The 16,560-nt window shown below is 58.8% G+C and carries 16 protein-coding genes and 1 pseudogene; 9 read left to right on the top strand and 8 right to left on the bottom strand.

From position 1 onward, the window contains the following. Positions 1-2,094: a molybdopterin oxidoreductase family protein gene (locus tag C2846_RS06320; RefSeq protein WP_119700981.1), complete on the bottom strand. Its 2,094-nt coding sequence runs from the start codon at positions 2,092-2,094 to the stop codon at positions 1-3. A gap of 285 nt (positions 2,095-2,379) precedes the next feature. On the opposite strand from C2846_RS06320, the gene argF reads away from it, so the two are divergent. Next, complete coding sequence (argF, locus tag C2846_RS06315) at positions 2,380-3,285, top strand: ornithine carbamoyltransferase (protein WP_080050097.1); 906 nt, start codon at positions 2,380-2,382, stop codon at positions 3,283-3,285. Positions 3,286-3,299: 14 nt separating this feature from the next. Continuing rightward, positions 3,300-4,421 (top strand): ABC transporter ATP-binding protein, encoded by a 1,122-nt coding sequence (locus C2846_RS06310; RefSeq protein WP_080050096.1) that lies wholly within the window; start codon positions 3,300-3,302, stop codon positions 4,419-4,421. Between the two features lie 149 nt (positions 4,422-4,570). Here the strand turns inward: C2846_RS06310 and C2846_RS06300 are convergent, their stop codons facing one another. Continuing rightward, the gene (locus C2846_RS06300; RefSeq protein ID WP_165443778.1) at positions 4,571-5,794 is read right to left on the bottom strand and encodes a serine hydrolase domain-containing protein; all 1,224 of its coding nucleotides are present in this window, start codon (positions 5,792-5,794) and stop codon (positions 4,571-4,573) included. 149 nt (positions 5,795-5,943) lie between these two features. Here C2846_RS06300 and msrB point away from each other — a divergent pair, with 149 nt between their 5' ends. The 4 genes from msrB to C2846_RS06280 all read left to right on the top strand — a co-directional run bounded on the left by msrB (position 5,944) and on the right by C2846_RS06280 (position 7,908). Continuing rightward, a complete protein-coding gene (gene msrB / locus C2846_RS06295; RefSeq protein WP_119700979.1) occupies positions 5,944-6,462 on the top strand; it encodes a peptide-methionine (R)-S-oxide reductase MsrB in 519 nt (172 codons plus the stop codon). Between the two features lie 3 nt (positions 6,463-6,465). Continuing rightward, on the top strand, positions 6,466-7,080 hold the full coding sequence (gene msrA, locus C2846_RS06290; RefSeq protein WP_119700978.1) for a peptide-methionine (S)-S-oxide reductase MsrA: 615 nt from the start codon (positions 6,466-6,468) through the stop codon (positions 7,078-7,080). Positions 7,081-7,142: 62 nt separating this feature from the next. Further along, positions 7,143-7,622, top strand: a complete 480-nt coding sequence (locus tag C2846_RS06285; RefSeq protein WP_080050092.1) for an FKBP-type peptidyl-prolyl cis-trans isomerase — start codon at positions 7,143-7,145, stop codon at positions 7,620-7,622. A 106-nt stretch (positions 7,623-7,728) separates the two neighbouring features. Beyond that, positions 7,729-7,908: a hypothetical protein gene (locus C2846_RS06280; protein ID WP_080050091.1), complete on the top strand. Its 180-nt coding sequence runs from the start codon at positions 7,729-7,731 to the stop codon at positions 7,906-7,908. Between the two features lie 6 nt (positions 7,909-7,914). Here the strand turns inward: C2846_RS06280 and C2846_RS06275 are convergent, their stop codons facing one another. The 6 genes and pseudogenes from C2846_RS06275 to C2846_RS18810 form a co-directional block, all read right to left on the bottom strand. Continuing rightward, positions 7,915-8,646, bottom strand: coding sequence for an SDR family oxidoreductase (locus C2846_RS06275; RefSeq protein WP_119700977.1), 732 nt, complete (start codon positions 8,644-8,646; stop codon positions 7,915-7,917). A 126-nt stretch (positions 8,647-8,772) separates the two neighbouring features. Then, a complete protein-coding gene (locus C2846_RS06270; protein WP_119700976.1) occupies positions 8,773-9,288 on the bottom strand; it encodes a GDYXXLXY domain-containing protein in 516 nt (171 codons plus the stop codon). Beyond that, the gene (locus tag C2846_RS06265; protein WP_119700975.1) at positions 9,285-10,346 is read right to left on the bottom strand and encodes a DUF4401 domain-containing protein; all 1,062 of its coding nucleotides are present in this window, start codon (positions 10,344-10,346) and stop codon (positions 9,285-9,287) included. The genes C2846_RS06270 and C2846_RS06265 overlap by 4 nt, the downstream gene beginning before the upstream one ends. Continuing rightward, the gene (locus C2846_RS06260) at positions 10,343-11,314 is read right to left on the bottom strand and encodes a DUF2157 domain-containing protein (RefSeq protein ID WP_080050087.1); all 972 of its coding nucleotides are present in this window, start codon (positions 11,312-11,314) and stop codon (positions 10,343-10,345) included. The genes C2846_RS06265 and C2846_RS06260 overlap by 4 nt, the downstream gene beginning before the upstream one ends. Continuing rightward, entirely contained in the window at positions 11,315-13,192 is a 1,878-nt protein-coding gene (locus C2846_RS06255) for an MFS transporter (protein WP_080050086.1), read from the bottom strand. It abuts the gene before it with no gap. A gap of 154 nt (positions 13,193-13,346) precedes the next feature. Continuing rightward, positions 13,347-14,719, bottom strand: a pseudogene (locus C2846_RS18810) (MFS transporter). Positions 14,720-15,172: 453 nt separating this feature from the next. Between C2846_RS18810 and C2846_RS06240 the strand changes: the two are divergent. The 3 genes from C2846_RS06240 (at position 15,173) to bfr (ending at position 16,513) form a co-directional block, all read left to right on the top strand. Next, on the top strand, positions 15,173-15,592 hold the full coding sequence (locus C2846_RS06240) for an anti-virulence regulator CigR family protein (RefSeq protein WP_269434084.1): 420 nt from the start codon (positions 15,173-15,175) through the stop codon (positions 15,590-15,592). 122 nt (positions 15,593-15,714) lie between these two features. Then, positions 15,715-15,927: a bacterioferritin-associated ferredoxin gene (locus C2846_RS06235; protein ID WP_080050084.1), complete on the top strand. Its 213-nt coding sequence runs from the start codon at positions 15,715-15,717 to the stop codon at positions 15,925-15,927. Positions 15,928-16,045: 118 nt separating this feature from the next. Further along, on the top strand, positions 16,046-16,513 hold the full coding sequence (gene bfr, locus C2846_RS06230; RefSeq protein WP_080050083.1) for a bacterioferritin: 468 nt from the start codon (positions 16,046-16,048) through the stop codon (positions 16,511-16,513). Positions 16,514-16,560 lie beyond the last annotated feature (47 nt).

Here is a 16,560-nt window from a genome sequence, read left to right as displayed (position 1 = left end):
TCAACCGAGCGCTTCCACTCGGACCGGTACGCCATTAAGCGCAGCATTGCCGGTTACCGGATCGAAATAACGCTCATCGGTCAGATCATTGACACTGACCCCGGCATGGGCACGGGCGACATCCATAGCCACCCCGGGGCGATCATGCCCCCAGCCATGGGGCAAACTGACTACCCCGGGGCTGATCTCGTCACTGGCCTGGACAGTCACTGTCACCGCTCCCACCCGGGATGATAGGCGCACTTGCTGCCCGTCATTCAAGGCGTGACGGGCCAGGTCATCGGGGTGCATCAACAACTGGTCTCGCGGTTTGCCTTTGACCAGCCGCTGATAGTTGTGCATCCAGGAGTTGTTACTGCGCACATGCCGGCGACCGATCAGGCGCAGCTCGCCAGACTTCGCAGCGCCGCCAGTCAACTCGCCAAGCACCCGCTGAAGGTCATCAAGCATGGCTTGCGGAGCGCACTCAATCCGACCGCTGGCGGTTTGCAACCGTTTCGCCAGGCTGGGTTGCAGAGGCCCAAGATCAATACCATGCGGATGCTGCTTGAGCACGTCGAGGCTGAGCCGCTCAGCATGAGGCCCGGCGCGCAGGGCCAGATCGACCATCTGATCTGGTGCCAGCACAGGCCGGGGCTCCTGCCCGGTCAGCCGGGAAAAGGCCTGGCCCAGACCGACGAAAATCTCCCAGTCATGCAGACTACCTGCTGGCTTGGGCAATACCGGCTGGTTGTAGCGGGTCACATTGCGCACCGCGAAGTTATTGAACACGATGTCGTAGTGATCATGTTCCAGACTTGAGGTCGGCGGCAGGATGACATCGGCGTGCCGAGTGGTCTCATTGATATACAGATCGACACTGACCATGAACTCCAGCCCTGCCAGCGCCTCGTCGAGCTGCCGACCATTGGGAGTGGACAGCACCGGGTTGCCGGCGGAGGTCACCAGCGCTCTGATCTGCCCCTCACCCGGGGTCTGGATTTCTTCGGCCAGCACCGCCACAGGCAGCTCGCCATTAAACTCTGGCAAACCTGAAACCCGGCTCTGCCATTCGTTGAAATGACCAGGTTTGCCCTTGGTGACCGCAAAAGCCGGCTCGGGGAACAGCGACCCGCCGGGCTGATCAAGATTACCGGTCACCAGATTGATCAACTGGATCAGCCACTGGCACAAGGTGCCATAACGCTGCACCGAAACGCCCATACGTCCATAGCACACGGCCCGCTCGGCAGCGGCGAATTCACGCGCCAACCGGCGAATTGCACCTGCCTCGATCCCACAAAAGGGCGCCATGCGTTCAGCGTCGAACTCAGCCAATGCCTCGCGCACCTGGTCGAGCCCCACGCACAGATCCAGCACCGGGCTTGGACGCTCCAGCTTCTCGGCAAACAGGGTATTGAGCATACCCAGCAATAACGCCACATCCGTACCGGGCTGGATAAACAGGTGCTCGCTGGCGACCTCGGCGGTTTCGCTGCGACGCGGGTCGATGACCACCAGCTTGCCGCCACGGGCTTTAAGATCCTTGATCCGCCGGCCGACATCCGGCACGGTCATGATGCTGCCGTTGGATGCCAATGGATTGGCACCGAGCATCAGAAAATGATCGGTGTGGTCGATATCTGGAATCGGGATCATCGACATGTGGCCATACAGCCAAAGTGACACCAGGTGATGCGGCAACTGATCAACCGAGGTGGCAGAGTAGCGCTGGCGAGTGCGCAACTGCCCGAGAAAGTAATTGCTATGGGTCAGTGAGCCATAGTTATGGACATTGGGATTGCCCATGTACACCGCTACGGCGTTGCGCCCATGTTCGCGCTGGATCTGGGACAAACGCCCGGCCACCAGCTCAAAGGCTTCGTCCCAGCCGATCGGCTGCCACTGATCGCCAACCCGGCGCACCGGCTGGCGCAAACGCTGGGGGTCGCTCTGGATATCCTGCAAGGCTACAGCCTTGGGACAGATATGGCCGCGGCTGAAGGGGTCGTCAGGGTCGCCCTTGATCGACAGGATCTGCTCGCCCTCGGTAGTGATCGCCAAGCCACAAATGGCTTCGCACAGATGACAGGCACGGAAATGAGTCTCAGGCATGGCGCACCTTTTTATACGCTTGTTTTAATCGTTCCACTCTAGGCCGGTATGCGGTGCAGAACAAGCCGGCCAGCACGGGCTCCAGCCCAGGAATACGTCAGCATTCAGTGACTGAATCCCAACAATCCGACCCCACGTGGGCTGTGGCTATTTGCCTTGCGACGGATTTTACCTATAAGATCGCGGCTTCTCTTTTTTGACATGGCTTGTACCGGGCCGTCAGGCTCGCGGTATGGCTTACTGTTTCCGCTCGCCGTGCGAGCGAGGTAGCACAGGTAGCACGACATGACAGTACGGCACTTTCTCTCCTTGATGGACTGCACTACTGCAGAACTGACCAGCTTGCTCAAACGAGGCATTGAGCTGAAGTCTCTGCATCGTCAAGGCGTGATCTACGAGCCGCTGAAAAACCGGGTCCTGGCGATGATCTTCGAGAAGGCCTCGACCCGGACTCGGGTATCCTTTGAGGCCGGCATGATCCAGCTAGGTGGTCAGGCCATCTTCCTGTCGCCACGCGATACCCAGCTTGGTCGCGGGGAACCGATCGAGGACAGCGCCCGGGTACTGTCATCCATGTGCGATGCGGTAATGATCCGCACCTTTGCCCACCAGACTCTGGAAACCTTCGCCCAGTATTCTCAAGTCCCGGTGATCAATGGTCTGAGCGACGATCTGCACCCCTGCCAATTGCTGGCTGACATGCAGACCTACCTTGAGCACCGTGGATCGATTCAGGGCAAGACCGTGGCCTGGATCGGTGACGGCAACAACATGTGCAACACCTTCATTCAGGCAGCCATGCAATTCGACTTCCAGCTCAAAGTCGCCTGCCCCGAAGGTTATGAGCCCGACCAGCAGTTTCTGGCTGCCGCAGGTGATCGCGTCACCCTGACCCGCGACCCACGTGAAGCGGTTGCCGGTGCCCACCTGGTCAATACCGACGTCTGGGCCTCGATGGGCCAGGAAGATGAAGCCCAAGCCCGACTCAAGCGCTTTGCCCCCTATCAGGTCACCCCTGAGCTGCTGGATCTGGCCGACAAGTCGGTACTGTTCATGCATTGCCTGCCTGCGCACCGGGGCGAGGAAGTCAGCGCCGAACTGATGGATGACCCGCGCAGCGTTGTATTTGATCAAGCCGAAAACCGTCTGCACGCGCAAAAGGCGCTGGTGGAATTTTTGCTGGTCGACTAAGCCGGAGCCCACCAATGACCAATTCCCACGGCATTCTTCTGGAACTTAACCAGCTGGCCTGTGGCTATGCGGGTCATACCGTGGTCGCCAATCTGGACATCCATCTGCGGGCCGGCGACATCGGTTGTCTGCTCGGCCCTTCGGGCTGTGGTAAAACCACGACTCTGCGCGCAATTGCTGGGTTCGAACCGATCAGCGCCGGCAACATCCGTCTGGATGGCCGCCAGCTTTCCTCACCAGGCAAGCGAATCCCGCCTGAACAGCGCCAGATCGGCATGGTTTTTCAGGACTACGCCCTGTTCCCGCACCTGACTGTCAGCGAGAACATCAGCTTCGGCATTGTGCGTCACCCTGAGCGCCAGCGGATCGTTAATGAACTGCTCGACCTGGTCAAACTGAACCACTTGGGCAAGCGCTACCCCCATGAACTGTCCGGCGGCCAGCAACAACGGGTTGCACTAGCCCGGGCTCTGGCGCCAGCACCCAAGCTGCTGCTGATGGACGAGCCCTTCTCCAATCTCGATGGTGAATTGCGCCGCCGGCTGTCGGCCGAGGTGCGTGAGATTCTCAAGCATCGGGGCATTAGCGCCATGCTGGTGACCCACGACCAAAGCGAAGCCTTCGCGGTGTGCGATCACGTCGGGGTGCTCAAGGAAGGTCATCTGCAACAGTGGGATACGCCCTACAACCTGTACCATGAGCCGGCCACACCCTTTGTTGCCAGTTTCATTGGCCAGGGCTACTTTATCCGCGGCCAGTTGCTCTCACCCGATACGGTGCAAACCGAACTGGGGGTAATCCGCGGTAACCGCGCCTATCAATTGCCCGAAGGCAGCTCGGTGGATGTGCTGTTGCGCCCGGACGACATCGTCGGTCAGGAAAATAGCAGCCTGCGGGCGCGGATCATTGGCAAGACATTCTTCGGCGCTACCACGCTGTACCGCCTGCAACTGCCGACCGGCAGCATTCTTGAGTCGATCTTCCCCAGCCACGATGATCACGCCATGGGCGAGATGGTCGGCATCCGCATCGCCGCCGACCACCTGGTGGTGTTTGCCGCCCAGGGCAGCGTCAATACCCATGCCCAGCTCCCGCTGGAGCAGGTGCTGGATGCCGGGCCCGCCGCCAGCAACTAGGGAACACCTGAAAACTACCTGCGTTGGCAATACTGCGTTAAAAACAGCCTCAAAATGCTCATTTACACCACGTAAACTGCGCTTTTTCGGCTGTTTTTGCCTTGTCTTGCCTGCCTCGCCTACGTTTTCAGAGGCTCCCTAGAGTAGGGTTAGCGCTGGCGATAGAGAATCTGGCTGATGGTGTTATGCACCACCCGTGAGTGACGGTAATCAGTATTCTGCATCATGCCCAGAATAACGGTATCGTTGCTCGGATCGACCCACATCCAGGGTCCCTGAATCCCCCACCACCAGAAAGTACCCACTGGCAGAAAGCCGGCCGGCTCCGGATCGTTGACCACAGCCACATTCAGGCCAAACAGGTTGCCAGGTGCCCAGTTCGGACCAGCCACACCCTCGGGCAGTTGGTTGCTGGCCATCATCCGCACGCTTTCCGGCTTGAGCAAACGCACTCCATCAAGTTCGCCCTCATTGAGCAGCATGCGGGCAAAACGTAGATAGTCATCCATGCTGGAAATCAGGCCACTACCACCCATAGTCAGTTTGGGTGACAAGAGATAGCTATCGTTGGGCAGTGGCTTGAGCCCCTCACCCGCCACCGGATGATAGGAGGTAACCAGGCGCGGGGCCTGCTCTGGCGTAACCTGGTAAGCGGTTTCATGCATACCCAGCGGCTGGAAAATACGCTCAGCAAGAAACTCGGCGTACGGCTGGCCGGTGACGACCTCAACTATGCGTGCCTGGATATCGACCGATATGCTGTAATGCCAGAGCGTCCCGGGCTGCTGACGTAGCGGCAGGGCTGCCACCTTGGCAACCATCTCTGCCAGGGTCTGATCGGTGCTGAACAGGTCAGCCTGTTCATACAGCGTATCAACCTGTGACTGACTGAACCGACCATAGCTGAAGCCGCCGGTGTAGTTCATCAACTCCCGCAGCGTGACCGGATGGCTGGCCGGCTCGGTCACCGGGCGACCACCCTCACCGTCGGCTATTGCGACTTGCAAACCCTTGAACTCCGGCAGGTAATGCTCAACCGCCTGATCCAGCGCCAGTTTGCCCTCTTCCACCAGCATCAGCACTGCCACAGCGGTTACCGGCTTAGTCAGGGAGAAAATCTTGTACAGGCTGTCTTCAGCCAGAGGGGTTTGACTGGCCAGATCCTGATAACCAACCTCGCGCCGATAGACCTGTTCGCCGTCACGCTCGATCAACAGGGCTATGCCGGCCAGACGCCCCTGCTCCACTTCGGCCTGCAGCGCCTGGTCCAGCATGGCCAGGCGCTGAGGGTCGAACGGTGCCCCAAGCGCTGGCGTGGCCAGTAACAGGGCGACAGCAAGACATAAAAAATCTTTGACTCGAAAAAGATGCATTCTTGTTTCCTCTATCGGGTATGCACTGATCGCAACATTAGCGCCAAGCATTATCAATTGCCACTGCCGCACCTGCCATACTTATGATCTGGCAACCAAACCAAGGCAGCGCGGTCAAATCAGAACCCCCGCTGCGACAGGAGCAGTCCATGAACCGCAGAACCCTGTTGACAGGTCTGGCCAGTCTGCCGGTACTGCCGCTGTTCAGCGGTTTTACCCTGGCCGCAGACTCGCCCTTGTCCGCCCAGCCCCCTACGCGCCTTGCGCATCCACCCAGCTATTGGCGCGACAAGGTTTCGGCCGAGGCCTGGAAAGTCTTGTTCGAAGAGGCCACCGAGCGACCCGGCAGCAGCCCGCTGGATCAGTTCTACGAACCTGGCAACTACCTGTGCGCGGCCTGTTACCTGCCGCTATTTCGCAGCGAAGACAAGTACGACAGTGGCACCGGCTGGCCCAGTTTCACCCAACCCATTGAGGGTGCACTGGGCACCAAACTCGATTTCAGACTGCTGTGGCCACGTACCGAGTATCACTGTGCCCGCTGTGGTGGCCACCAGGGTCATGTGTTCAACGATGGCCCCGCACCGCTGGGTAAACGCTGGTGCAACAATGGCGTGGCGCTACGTTTCGTGCCTGCTGACCAGCCCCTGCCGCCACTGCGAGGCTGACCCATGCCCTGGCTAATGCTGATCCTGACCCTGCTGTGTATCACCCCGACCCACGCCAACCAGGCCCTGACGGAAGGTCCGCCTGGCACCCAAATGGCAGTCTTCGCTGGCGGCTGCTTCTGGTGTACCGAAGCCGATTTCGACAAGCTGCCTGGCGTGGTCGAAACCATCTCCGGCTATATCGGCGGCGACGCCCAAAGCGCCAACTATCCAATGGTCTCGGCCGGCCGCACCGAGCATATCGAAGCGGTAGCGGTGTTCTACGATCCGCAGCAGACCAGCTTCGCCAGCCTGGTCGAAGCCTATTGGCCGACCATTGATCCGTTGACCGCCAACGCCCAGTTCTGCGACCGTGGCCGGCAATACCGCAGTGCGCTGTTCTATGCCAACGAACACCAGCGTGCAGTGCTGGAAACCTCGCGCCAGGCCCTGACCGACTCGGGACGCTTTGCCCGCCCCATCGTGACCGAAATCCTGCCGCAAACGGCCTTCTACCCGGCCGAGGAGTACCACCAGGACTACTACCTGAAGAACCCCTTGCGCTACAACTTCTATCGCAGCCGCTGCGGGCGTGATACCCGCCTCAAAGAGCTCTGGGGCGAACCCGCCAAGCGCTGACTTGGCATTCGCCGGCCGGCACTGGATAATTCGCCTTTTCAACCAGCCAGCGAGCAGGAACGATGCAGATCGCCAACAACACCGTTGTCCAGTTTCACTACACCCTGTCCGATGCCAGTGGCGAGATCGAAAGCTCGTACAAACATGAGCCAGTGCTCTACCTGCACGGCCAGGCCGGCCTGATTGACGGTTTGGTCGAGGCCCTGGAAGGCCGCCAGGCCGGCGACAGCTTCAGCGTCACCATTCCCGCTGAAAAGGCCTACGGCCAGCCGCGCGAAAACGCCACCCAGAAAGTCCAGGTCAAGTACCTGCAAGGCGCCAAAAAGTGGAAACCCGGCATGGTCGCCGTTCTGCAAACCGAACGCGGTCCGGTCCAGGTTACTGTGACCAAGGTCGGCCTCAAGCAGGTGGAAGTGGATACCAACCACCCACTGGCCGGCAAGGAGCTGACCTTCGCCATCGAGATTCTCGATGTCCGCGCCGCCACCGAAGAGGAAATTGCCCACGGGCACGCCCATGGCGTAGGTGGACACCAGCACTAAAATGGTCTGCCGGACAGCCGCCTGTCCGGCTTTTACCGTGAATCCGGGCTTTATTGCCGCAAAACCTGTATGGTGGTGGGTCTTATTCCAAAACCGGCAGGTTCCCATGTCCGCGAAAACCACTGCAAGCAAACGCAAGAACGACGCCGCCATCGCTACCCATCAGTCGATTCAGGACCAGATCGATGCTTTCCTGAATGCTGGCGGGGAAATCCAGAACATCCCCAACGGAGTCAGCGGCCAAACCTGGGCCAATCCGCACCGGGCCAGCAAGGGCACCCGCTGAACCTGCTCAAAACGGCTGTACGGTGGGACGGATAATGATTTCGTTGATATCCACCGCAGCCGGCTGAGCCAGCGTCCAGGCAATCGTCTGGGCCACCGACTCTGCGGGCAAGGCAATCTGATAGGCCTGTTCCAGCGCCCTGACGGTCCTCTCGTCAGAACTGCCGTAGGGCAGCTCAGTGGCGATGGCGCCCGGCGATATCAGACTGCAGCGAATGTTCGGGCACTCCTGACGCAGCCCTTCAGTCAGAGCCCGGACAGCAAACTTAGTGGCGCTGTAAACTGCTCCGCCAGGCGCCACCTTGTGCGAAGCCAGTGACCCCAGATTGATCAGATGCCCGGCCTGTTGCTGCTGAAAGACCGGCAATGCCGCCGCCACCCCATGCAACACCCCCTTGAGATTGATATCAACCATTCGCTCCCACTCATCAACTGCCAATTTGTGGATCGAACCAACCGCCATCAGGCCGGCATTATTGATCAACACATCCAGCCGGCCGTAGCGCTGTACGGCCAGTTCAACCAGAGCGCGAACCTGATCGCGATTGGTCACATCGGTCTCTTGCCACAATGCTTCACCACCGGCCTGGTGAATATCGGCGGCCAGCGCCTCCAGCCGTGCCGCGCGCCGCGCGCCCAGCACGACCCGGGCCCCGAGGCCGGCCAGGCGGGTGGCTGTTGCTGCGCCTATACCACTGCTGGCGCCGGTGATCACGACGACCTTGCCACTGAGTTCCATGGTTTATCTCCTGTTCAATCAGTAGCCTTACCATAGAACCAAAAACCAATAAACAACAGCAAGATACAAACAAGAATGACCATTCATTCATAATTGTGATCAAATCGACAACAGAGACTGCCACGCTCAGCGCTGGTTGCTGCCGATCAACTCCAGTTCGGCATCATAGAGAGCCTGCAGCAACGCCGTTCCGTCAGCACGCACCCGGAAGCCGCCCCAGCGAGCCGTTTCATAGCGCTCGGCCGCTCCTTCCTGAAAGAAGAAGGCGTTGGGGCCTACGCTATAACCACCATCCTGACGCCGTATGCGCATAGCCAGGAGCGCTTCGGTTTCGGGTAATTCATCAGCCACGGCCTGTAACCGCCCACGCTGCTGCTGATCAAGTACAAGCCAGGCAAACCGTGGCGCCACACCCTCCTCATCGGGCCAACCATCGGCCTGATGAAGCTGCAGATCAACTGCGAAGCGCAGCGCCATATAGTCGCCCTGCATCAGCGAGCGCGGGTCCACCGGGGCCAGTTCAAGCAAGACAAAATGTCCGTCACGCAAGGTACGCTCATGCCCCCACACCGCAGCCAGAGCTACCGCAACCACCAGCAGCCAGACAGCAAACATACCCAGCCGTTGCCAGCTTCGAGTCATGACAGCCTCCCGATCCAGCGCAACGCCAACCAGCGCAGCACCAGTAACCCCATGCCGCTGAGCACCAGAACCAGCGACTTATCCAGCAAGCTCAGATGCAGGCTGTAGTACAGCTCCCCCAGATATCCCAGCGCAAACACTGGTGCCACGACACTCCAGAGCCGGCTTCCTGCCTGCCAGGCCGCCAGACCCAGGGCAGCGCTAACCAGCAGGCCCGGCGCCTGGTTGAGCAACAGACATAGCAGCAACAGTGGCACCAACAAGAGCAGCCGCTGGCGCCCGCTGTTTCTTAGTAACCACAACCCCACCCCGAGCAACAGCAGCCCTGCACCCAGACGATAGAACAGTGGCAGCCAGTGATGCACCGTACCCGCGCCCAGGCGTTGCCAGAGCATTTCCATGACGCTTTGATGGCCGAACAGCATTAGTACCAGAGCAACCAGCGTGGCCGCATTGAGCAGAGGCCTGAGCCATTGCGCCAGACCAGCCAACGCCCAATGCGCGCGGGCCAACCAGCCAACCACCGCTGCGCTCGCCAGTAGCAGGCCGTATAGCGCCAGCGCTGGACCGGCGCCAATCAGCACTGCGGTGTTTCCCAATACCAGCAAAGCGCAAAGCATACGGTGCAGCGCTGTTGCAGGCATCCAGAACAGAGCTGCTGCCAACAGCGCGCTGATCAGCGCCGGGTAACTCAACCGGTATGTTGGCAAATCCAGTCCTTGCACCAAGGCAATCACCACAATCAACTGACCGCTAAGAGAAAAGGCCAGGGCCAACTGGGCGGAGAACAAGCCCGACTGACGAAACAGCCAGACACTCGCTCCCAGCATCAATACCCCAACCAGCATCTGCCCCCAGGGGCCATCAGCCAGCAGCATCACCGGCATGAAAAAAGCACCACCGATCATCAGCGCCGACAACCAGGCGGCAGCACCGAGCAACAGCGACAACCACCAGGGCGAGCCCTCCAGCTCCAGCAGCCCCTGGTGTTGGGCAGAATCAATCAGGCGCTCACGCCCCATGGCCTTGAGCAAGTTATCCAGCCAGGCCTGCTTCATCCCCGTCCCTCCCGGTACAAGCGATGTAACCAGATCGAAGCCAGTGCACTGCTGAGCAGCAGATAGCCACCCAGGATATTGAACAGCATGAAGCCATCCAAAGCCTCCAGCCCGCGTGCCAGCCCCGAAGCTCCGACAATGATCAGGCAGAACAGCTGCAAGGCCAGCAATGGCAGATCCCGACGCAGATACAGATAGCCCACTATCCCAACCGCGCACACCACCAGCAAAACCAGCAACACCGCAGCAAACCCACTTTCCCACCAGCCTAGCAAGCCCCCTGGTGTCCAGGCCGCCAGCAACAGCAAGCCTGCCAAGCGCTGAATCAACCGCGCAGGGCGGCAAAGCAGGTACGGTTCAAGCCACTCGAACAGCAGCAGTACCGCGAGATTGAACAACCCCAGCATCAGCAAGCCGTCAGCCTGGCCAAAACCCCAGAACAGTTGAAACATCGGCATGCTGATGAAGAAACGCAGCAACGCCAGATTACAAACCAGCAACCACAGCCCCCAACAGACTGCCGAACGCGACAGCAGCGCCCAGGGCAACATCAACACAGCCCAGGCAGCAAACAATTGCCAGATATCAGCCCCGGTCTGATAGGTCTGCCCGATCAACGCCAGCAAGGCACCGCTGGTCAGGGCGCAGCCCAGCAGCATGGCACGTTGCAACGATGAATAGGGCGCGGCGTAACCAGCTAGTGCAGTGAACGTTGTCAGCGCCCCGACAGCCAGCCCCAGCTTGGCAAACCGGTGCAGGTCATCCCAGTTCCAGGCCAGAAAGAAAATCAGCCCGACAGCCAGCAGCAAAACCCCGGCCAGCGCCAGCAGACGATCAAGCAGGTTGCGCCATTGTCGGGAGTCCGGCTGATGCCAGCCCAGGCGCTCCAACTGTTGCCACTGCTCGGCTCCGAGCCGGCCGCTCTCGACCCAGCGGTGCAACTGATCACGCTCGCGCAACCCCATCATTTAGCGTCCCTCGCCACGCAACTGGCTGACCTGTTGTTGCAAGTCCTGACTGGTGACCTGCTCCGGCGCCAGAGGCACACCCGCCACCAGCCCCACTCGCGACCAGAAGCGGCGAAAAAAGCCTTTGTCCGGGGCGCGGCTGAAGAAACTGCCCCACAGCCCACGCAGAGCCATGGGAATCACCGGCACCGGGTGCTCTTCAATGATGCGCGCGATGCCATTGCGAAACTCATTGATCTCGCCGTTACCGGTCAGCTTGCCCTCCGGGAAGATGCAGACTACTTCCCCTGCTTCCAGATATTCACCAATACGCCGAAAAGCCTCTTCATACACCTGCTCATCCTCATGCCGGGCCGCAATCGGCACAGTGCCGGCGGTGCGGAAAATGAAGTTCAGCACAGGTAAATTGTAGATCTTGTAGTACATCACGAAGCGCACCGGTCGGCGCACTGCGCCGCCGATCAGCAAAGCATCAACGAAAGACACGTGATTGCAGACCAGCACGCAAGCTCCGTCGTCCGGAATCGCCTCCAGATTGTCATGCGAAACCCGGTACATGGAGTGGCTGAGCAGCCATACCAGAAAACGCATGGTGAACTCGGGCACGACCTTGAAGATGTAGACATTGACCGCCACGTTCATCAGCGAAATGACCAAAAACAGCTCAGGGATCGACAAGCCCGCCTGGGTCAACAACGCAATCGCGGTAACCGCCGACAGCACCATGAACAAAGCATTGAGGATATTGTTCGCAGCAATCACCCGGGCCCGTTCTTCATCGCGGGTACGGGCCTGGATCAGCGCATACAGTGGAACGATGTAGAAACCACCGAATACTCCCAGACCGAGAATGCAGCTCATCACCCACCAGGCGGCTGGCTGGCTCATCAGACCCAGCCAGGTGTACTCGACGCTGGCAGCCTCAACACTCCCGGCGCCCCACCACAGCAGCAGGCCGAACAGGGTCAAGCCCAATGAGCCGAATGGCACCAGACCGATTTCCACCTTGCGTCCGGACAAGCGCTCACACAGCATTGAGCCCAGCGCGATACCCACGGAAAACACCATCAAAATCAGGGTTACCACACTTTCATCGCCGTGCAGATAATCCTTGGCGAACCCGGGAATCTGGGTCAGATAGGTCGCCCCGAGAAACCAGAACCAGGAGTTGCCCAGCAGCGAGCGCGATACCGAAGGCACCTGCTTGACCAACCCCAGATGCATGATGGCCCAGGACTGGCGCAAAATATTCCAGTCCAGCTTCAGCCCCGGTAAGGCTGCCGCAGCCCTGGGAATACCCAGGCTGGTCACAAACCCGAAAAGTGCTACCGCCACTACCGACCCGCCGACCCAGACAGCCCAGCCATCGCCAGCCATGAGGATGCCGGCATACAGGGTGCCGCCCAAAATCGCCAGAAAGGTGCCCATTTCCACCAATGCGTTCCCGCCAACCAGTTCCTCTTCTCGCAGGTGCTGAGGCAGGATCGAATATTTGACCGGGCCGAACAGGGCTGACTGAGTCCCCATGGCGAACAGTACCAGCAGCATCAGTGGCAGACTGCCAAACAGCACACTGACAGCCCCCAACAGCATGATCAGGATCTCGCCGCCCTTGATTACCCGGATCAGGGCATCCTTGGCAAACTTCTCGCCGAACTGACCTCCCAGTGCCGAAAACAGGAAGAACGGCAGAATGAAGAGCAACGCGCACAGGTTGATCAGTAGATTGCTATCACCCGAAAAACTGAGCTTATACAGGATCGCCAGGATCAGCGCCTGCTTGAACAAATTATCGTTGAAAGCCCCAAATAACTGGGTGAGGAAGTAAGGCAGAAAACGCCTGCTGGCCAGCAGGGAGAATTGCGAGGGTTGTGCCATGTGCAGGGTGGTCCTTGTTCAGCGAGTCCTTGTTATAGGATGTCAGCATAAACGAATCAGGACACATGCAAGGATACTGAGTTGTCATTCAGCACCTTTTTTAGACTTTTCTCATACCAGCGCCCGCTAACCCCGGGCGCTGGTTAGCCCACCGTCAGTGCGAAGCCAGCCCCAAACGACGGTTACGCCGTACAATCCATTGATGAATCCGCTCCTGACGATCCGAGGTCAGCGGATAGCGCCAGGAAATAGCGAAAGCGGTCATATACAACATGACCGGCCCAAGGATATACAGCACCCGCAAGGCCATCAGTTGCCCGTCGCTATGCTCAGCAGCCTGGGCATCGAAACCGACCAGCGCCAGCAGCCCAAGCGACAACCCCAGACCGATCGCCATCGCCAGTTTATGGGCCATGCCGGACATGGCGAAGAACAACCCGGTCCGATGCTCCTTGCTACGGGCTGTATCCAGATCAACGATATCCGCCAGCATCGACAGCGGCAGGAACTGGAAGGCGGCAAAACAGAAGCCCTTGAGCGCGAACATGATGGCGAACGGCAGCAACTGGCCGGCCTGCAGAAAGAACATACCTATGATGCTCAGGCTCGACACTGCTACCGCGACACAAAACGCCCGGTGCTTGCCGATACGTTTACCGGCGATCAGCCAGAATGGAATCCCCAGAATACCGACCCCGAAGTACAGCAAGTACATCATGCCGATATGGGCCTGAATCTGAATAACGTGCTGCATGAAAAAACCGACAGTGCATTGCGGAATGACTCACCGGTTACCACGATCAGCAGAATCAGCATCATGCGCTTGAACGGGCCGTTATTCTTCAGTACCCGCAACCCCTTGCGCCAGTCGGTGCGCTGCACTGACTTAGGCGGTGCTTCCTTGACCGTAGTAACCACCAGCAGCACGGTCAACGGCAGCAAAATCAACAGCATCCAGGCCATCGCTGCCAGAATCGGACCATAACCGATACTGAGCTGACCATCACTGCCCAGCAGCCAGACCGCAAACTGCATGACAGCCCCGTCAGTCTCGCCGGCCTGAAACTTGGCCCCCAGGCGCTGAACGATGGCCGGAGCCAAGGCGGCAAGAAACAGGCCTACCAGCACAAATCCCTCCCGTGCAGCAGTAACCCGACTGCGCTGGTGGTATGCAGGCGAAAGCTCAGCGCCCCAGGCACCATAGGGCAAGGTAACCATGGTCCACCCCAGATACATGATCACGGTCCAAACCAGCAGATGGCCAATCCCAGCCCCCTCGGGTGGCATGAAAATCATCACCGTACCCAGCAGCATCAGCGGCATCCCCATCAGCAGCCAGGGTTTGCGCCGCCCCAGCCGGGTTTGCCAGCGATCACTGAGAGTGCCGATCAACGGATCGGTGATGACATCGGACATGCGGGCGATGACCAGCACTAGCGCCATCAAGGCCATGTTGAGCCCAACTTCCTGGGCGTAAAACGGTGGCAGGTAAACCACCAGTGGGTAACCGATCACTGCCAATGGCATGCCCACGGAACCGTGAACCAGGATGGTGGAGCGCTTGAGAACGCCAGACTGACTCATGCTTGTCTCCCGCTGAGATACGTGCAAGCTCCCGCAGGGCTTGCCTTGTTTTCATTGTTCGTCTCGTCGCGGCCGCGCCGGTAGCAAATGGTGCAAGACAATCAAGCCATGCCCCAGCCGGCAATCAACCGCCGTATAGCCTGACCGATTCTAGGCCCCCATAAGCGCATTACAAGCAGCACTGACTGAATAGTCATTCGCCCCTGCAATGAACTGTGTCGTCAAGCTCTTTGAGCTACGGTAGAACGCCGGAAAATAAAGGGGCCCAGCCATTATCGATCGGCCACCATGGGCCACATTCAGTTCACTGATGGTTCTGGAGCAAGGTTCAATCAACAGCATGACGGAACCCAAAGACCACAGTTACACTCAAACGACAAAAGGAGAACAACCCGTATGCCCGTGAACAAACTCATGACCGCGCGCCATTGCACCCTGTTTCTAGCCCTCAGCCTATGTGCCGGCAGCGTATTGGCGCAGCCGCCGCATGCGCGTGGCCAGGCGGGACACCACCAGTATCAAACTACCCATAACCACTCCAGCTCACGGGTGGTTATCGAAGAAGCCGTAATCCGCACTATCCTGCGCGACAACCATATGTATGTTGGCCAGGTCGACAGCCTGCCACCAGGCATCCGGAAGAATCTGGCCCGAGGCAAGCCCCTTCCCCCGGGAATCGCCAAACAGTTGGATAGCCGCCTGGTCGCCCAACTACCCCACTACCCCGGCTACGACTGGCGTCGGGTAGGCCGCGATCTGGTGCTGATAGCAGTCACTACTGCAGTTGTAGAAGCTATTCTGGACAATGTTTTTTGATTGAGCCGTCGTTACGCGGTACGCCCTTAACCGTGCCGCGTAATAATATCTCAAACTCGTTTGACAACTATTCTCATTACCATTAGCATGTCCAGCATAACCATTCAGAACTGGGACATGCCATGTACGTCTGTCTGTGCAAAGGGGTTACCGACCGTCAGATTCGCGATGCGATCAATAGTGGCGCATGCAGCATGCGCGATCTGCGTGAGTCTCTGGATGTCGCCAGTCAATGCGGAAAATGCGGGCGCGATTGTAAGTCCCTGCTGAATGAAACATTGCTGGCCGGTCAGGCCGCGGCCATGGCCGGCGACTCGCTCTGGGTCGCCGCCTGACAGACATTAATTCCAACTGATAATCATTACTAATTCCCTTCCAGATCAACCACTTAGATTTGACTTTAAGCAACCGCCAGACCAGACTGATAGCTGAACTGAAGTGAGGACATCAGTCATGAAAGGCGACAAGAAAGTCATCCAGCATCTCAATACCATTCTTGGCAACGAACTGGTTGCCATCAACCAGTATTTTCTCCATGCGCGCATGCTGCAGGACTGGGGGCTGGACAAGCTTGGCGACCACGAGTATCACGAATCCATTGACGAAATGAAGCATGCCGACATGCTGATCAAGCGGATACTGTTTCTCGAAGGCCTACCCAATCTGCAGGATCTGGGCAAGCTGCTGATCGGTGAGAACACTCGGGAAATCCTCGAGTGCGACCTCAAGCTGGAAATGAAAGGCATCCCGGACCTCAAAGCGGCCATCGCTTACTGTGAAAGCGTTGGCGACTACGGTAGCCGCGATCTGTGCGAACAGATCCTCAACTCCGAAGAGGAACATGTCGACTGGCTGGAAACCCAGCTCGGCCTGATCAACGCGGTTGGTCTGGAGAATTACCAGCAGTCGCAAATGAGCTGACCTACCTACCCGCCACCCGGATCACCGGGTGGCGAAGCTTTGCCCAC

The organism is Pseudomonas jilinensis (assembly GCF_003586265.1).
Classification (GTDB): Bacteria; Pseudomonadota; Gammaproteobacteria; order Pseudomonadales; family Pseudomonadaceae; genus Halopseudomonas; species Halopseudomonas phragmitis.
Note: the sequence above shows the minus strand (reverse complement) of the source record. Positions and strands in the feature narration are given on the sequence as shown.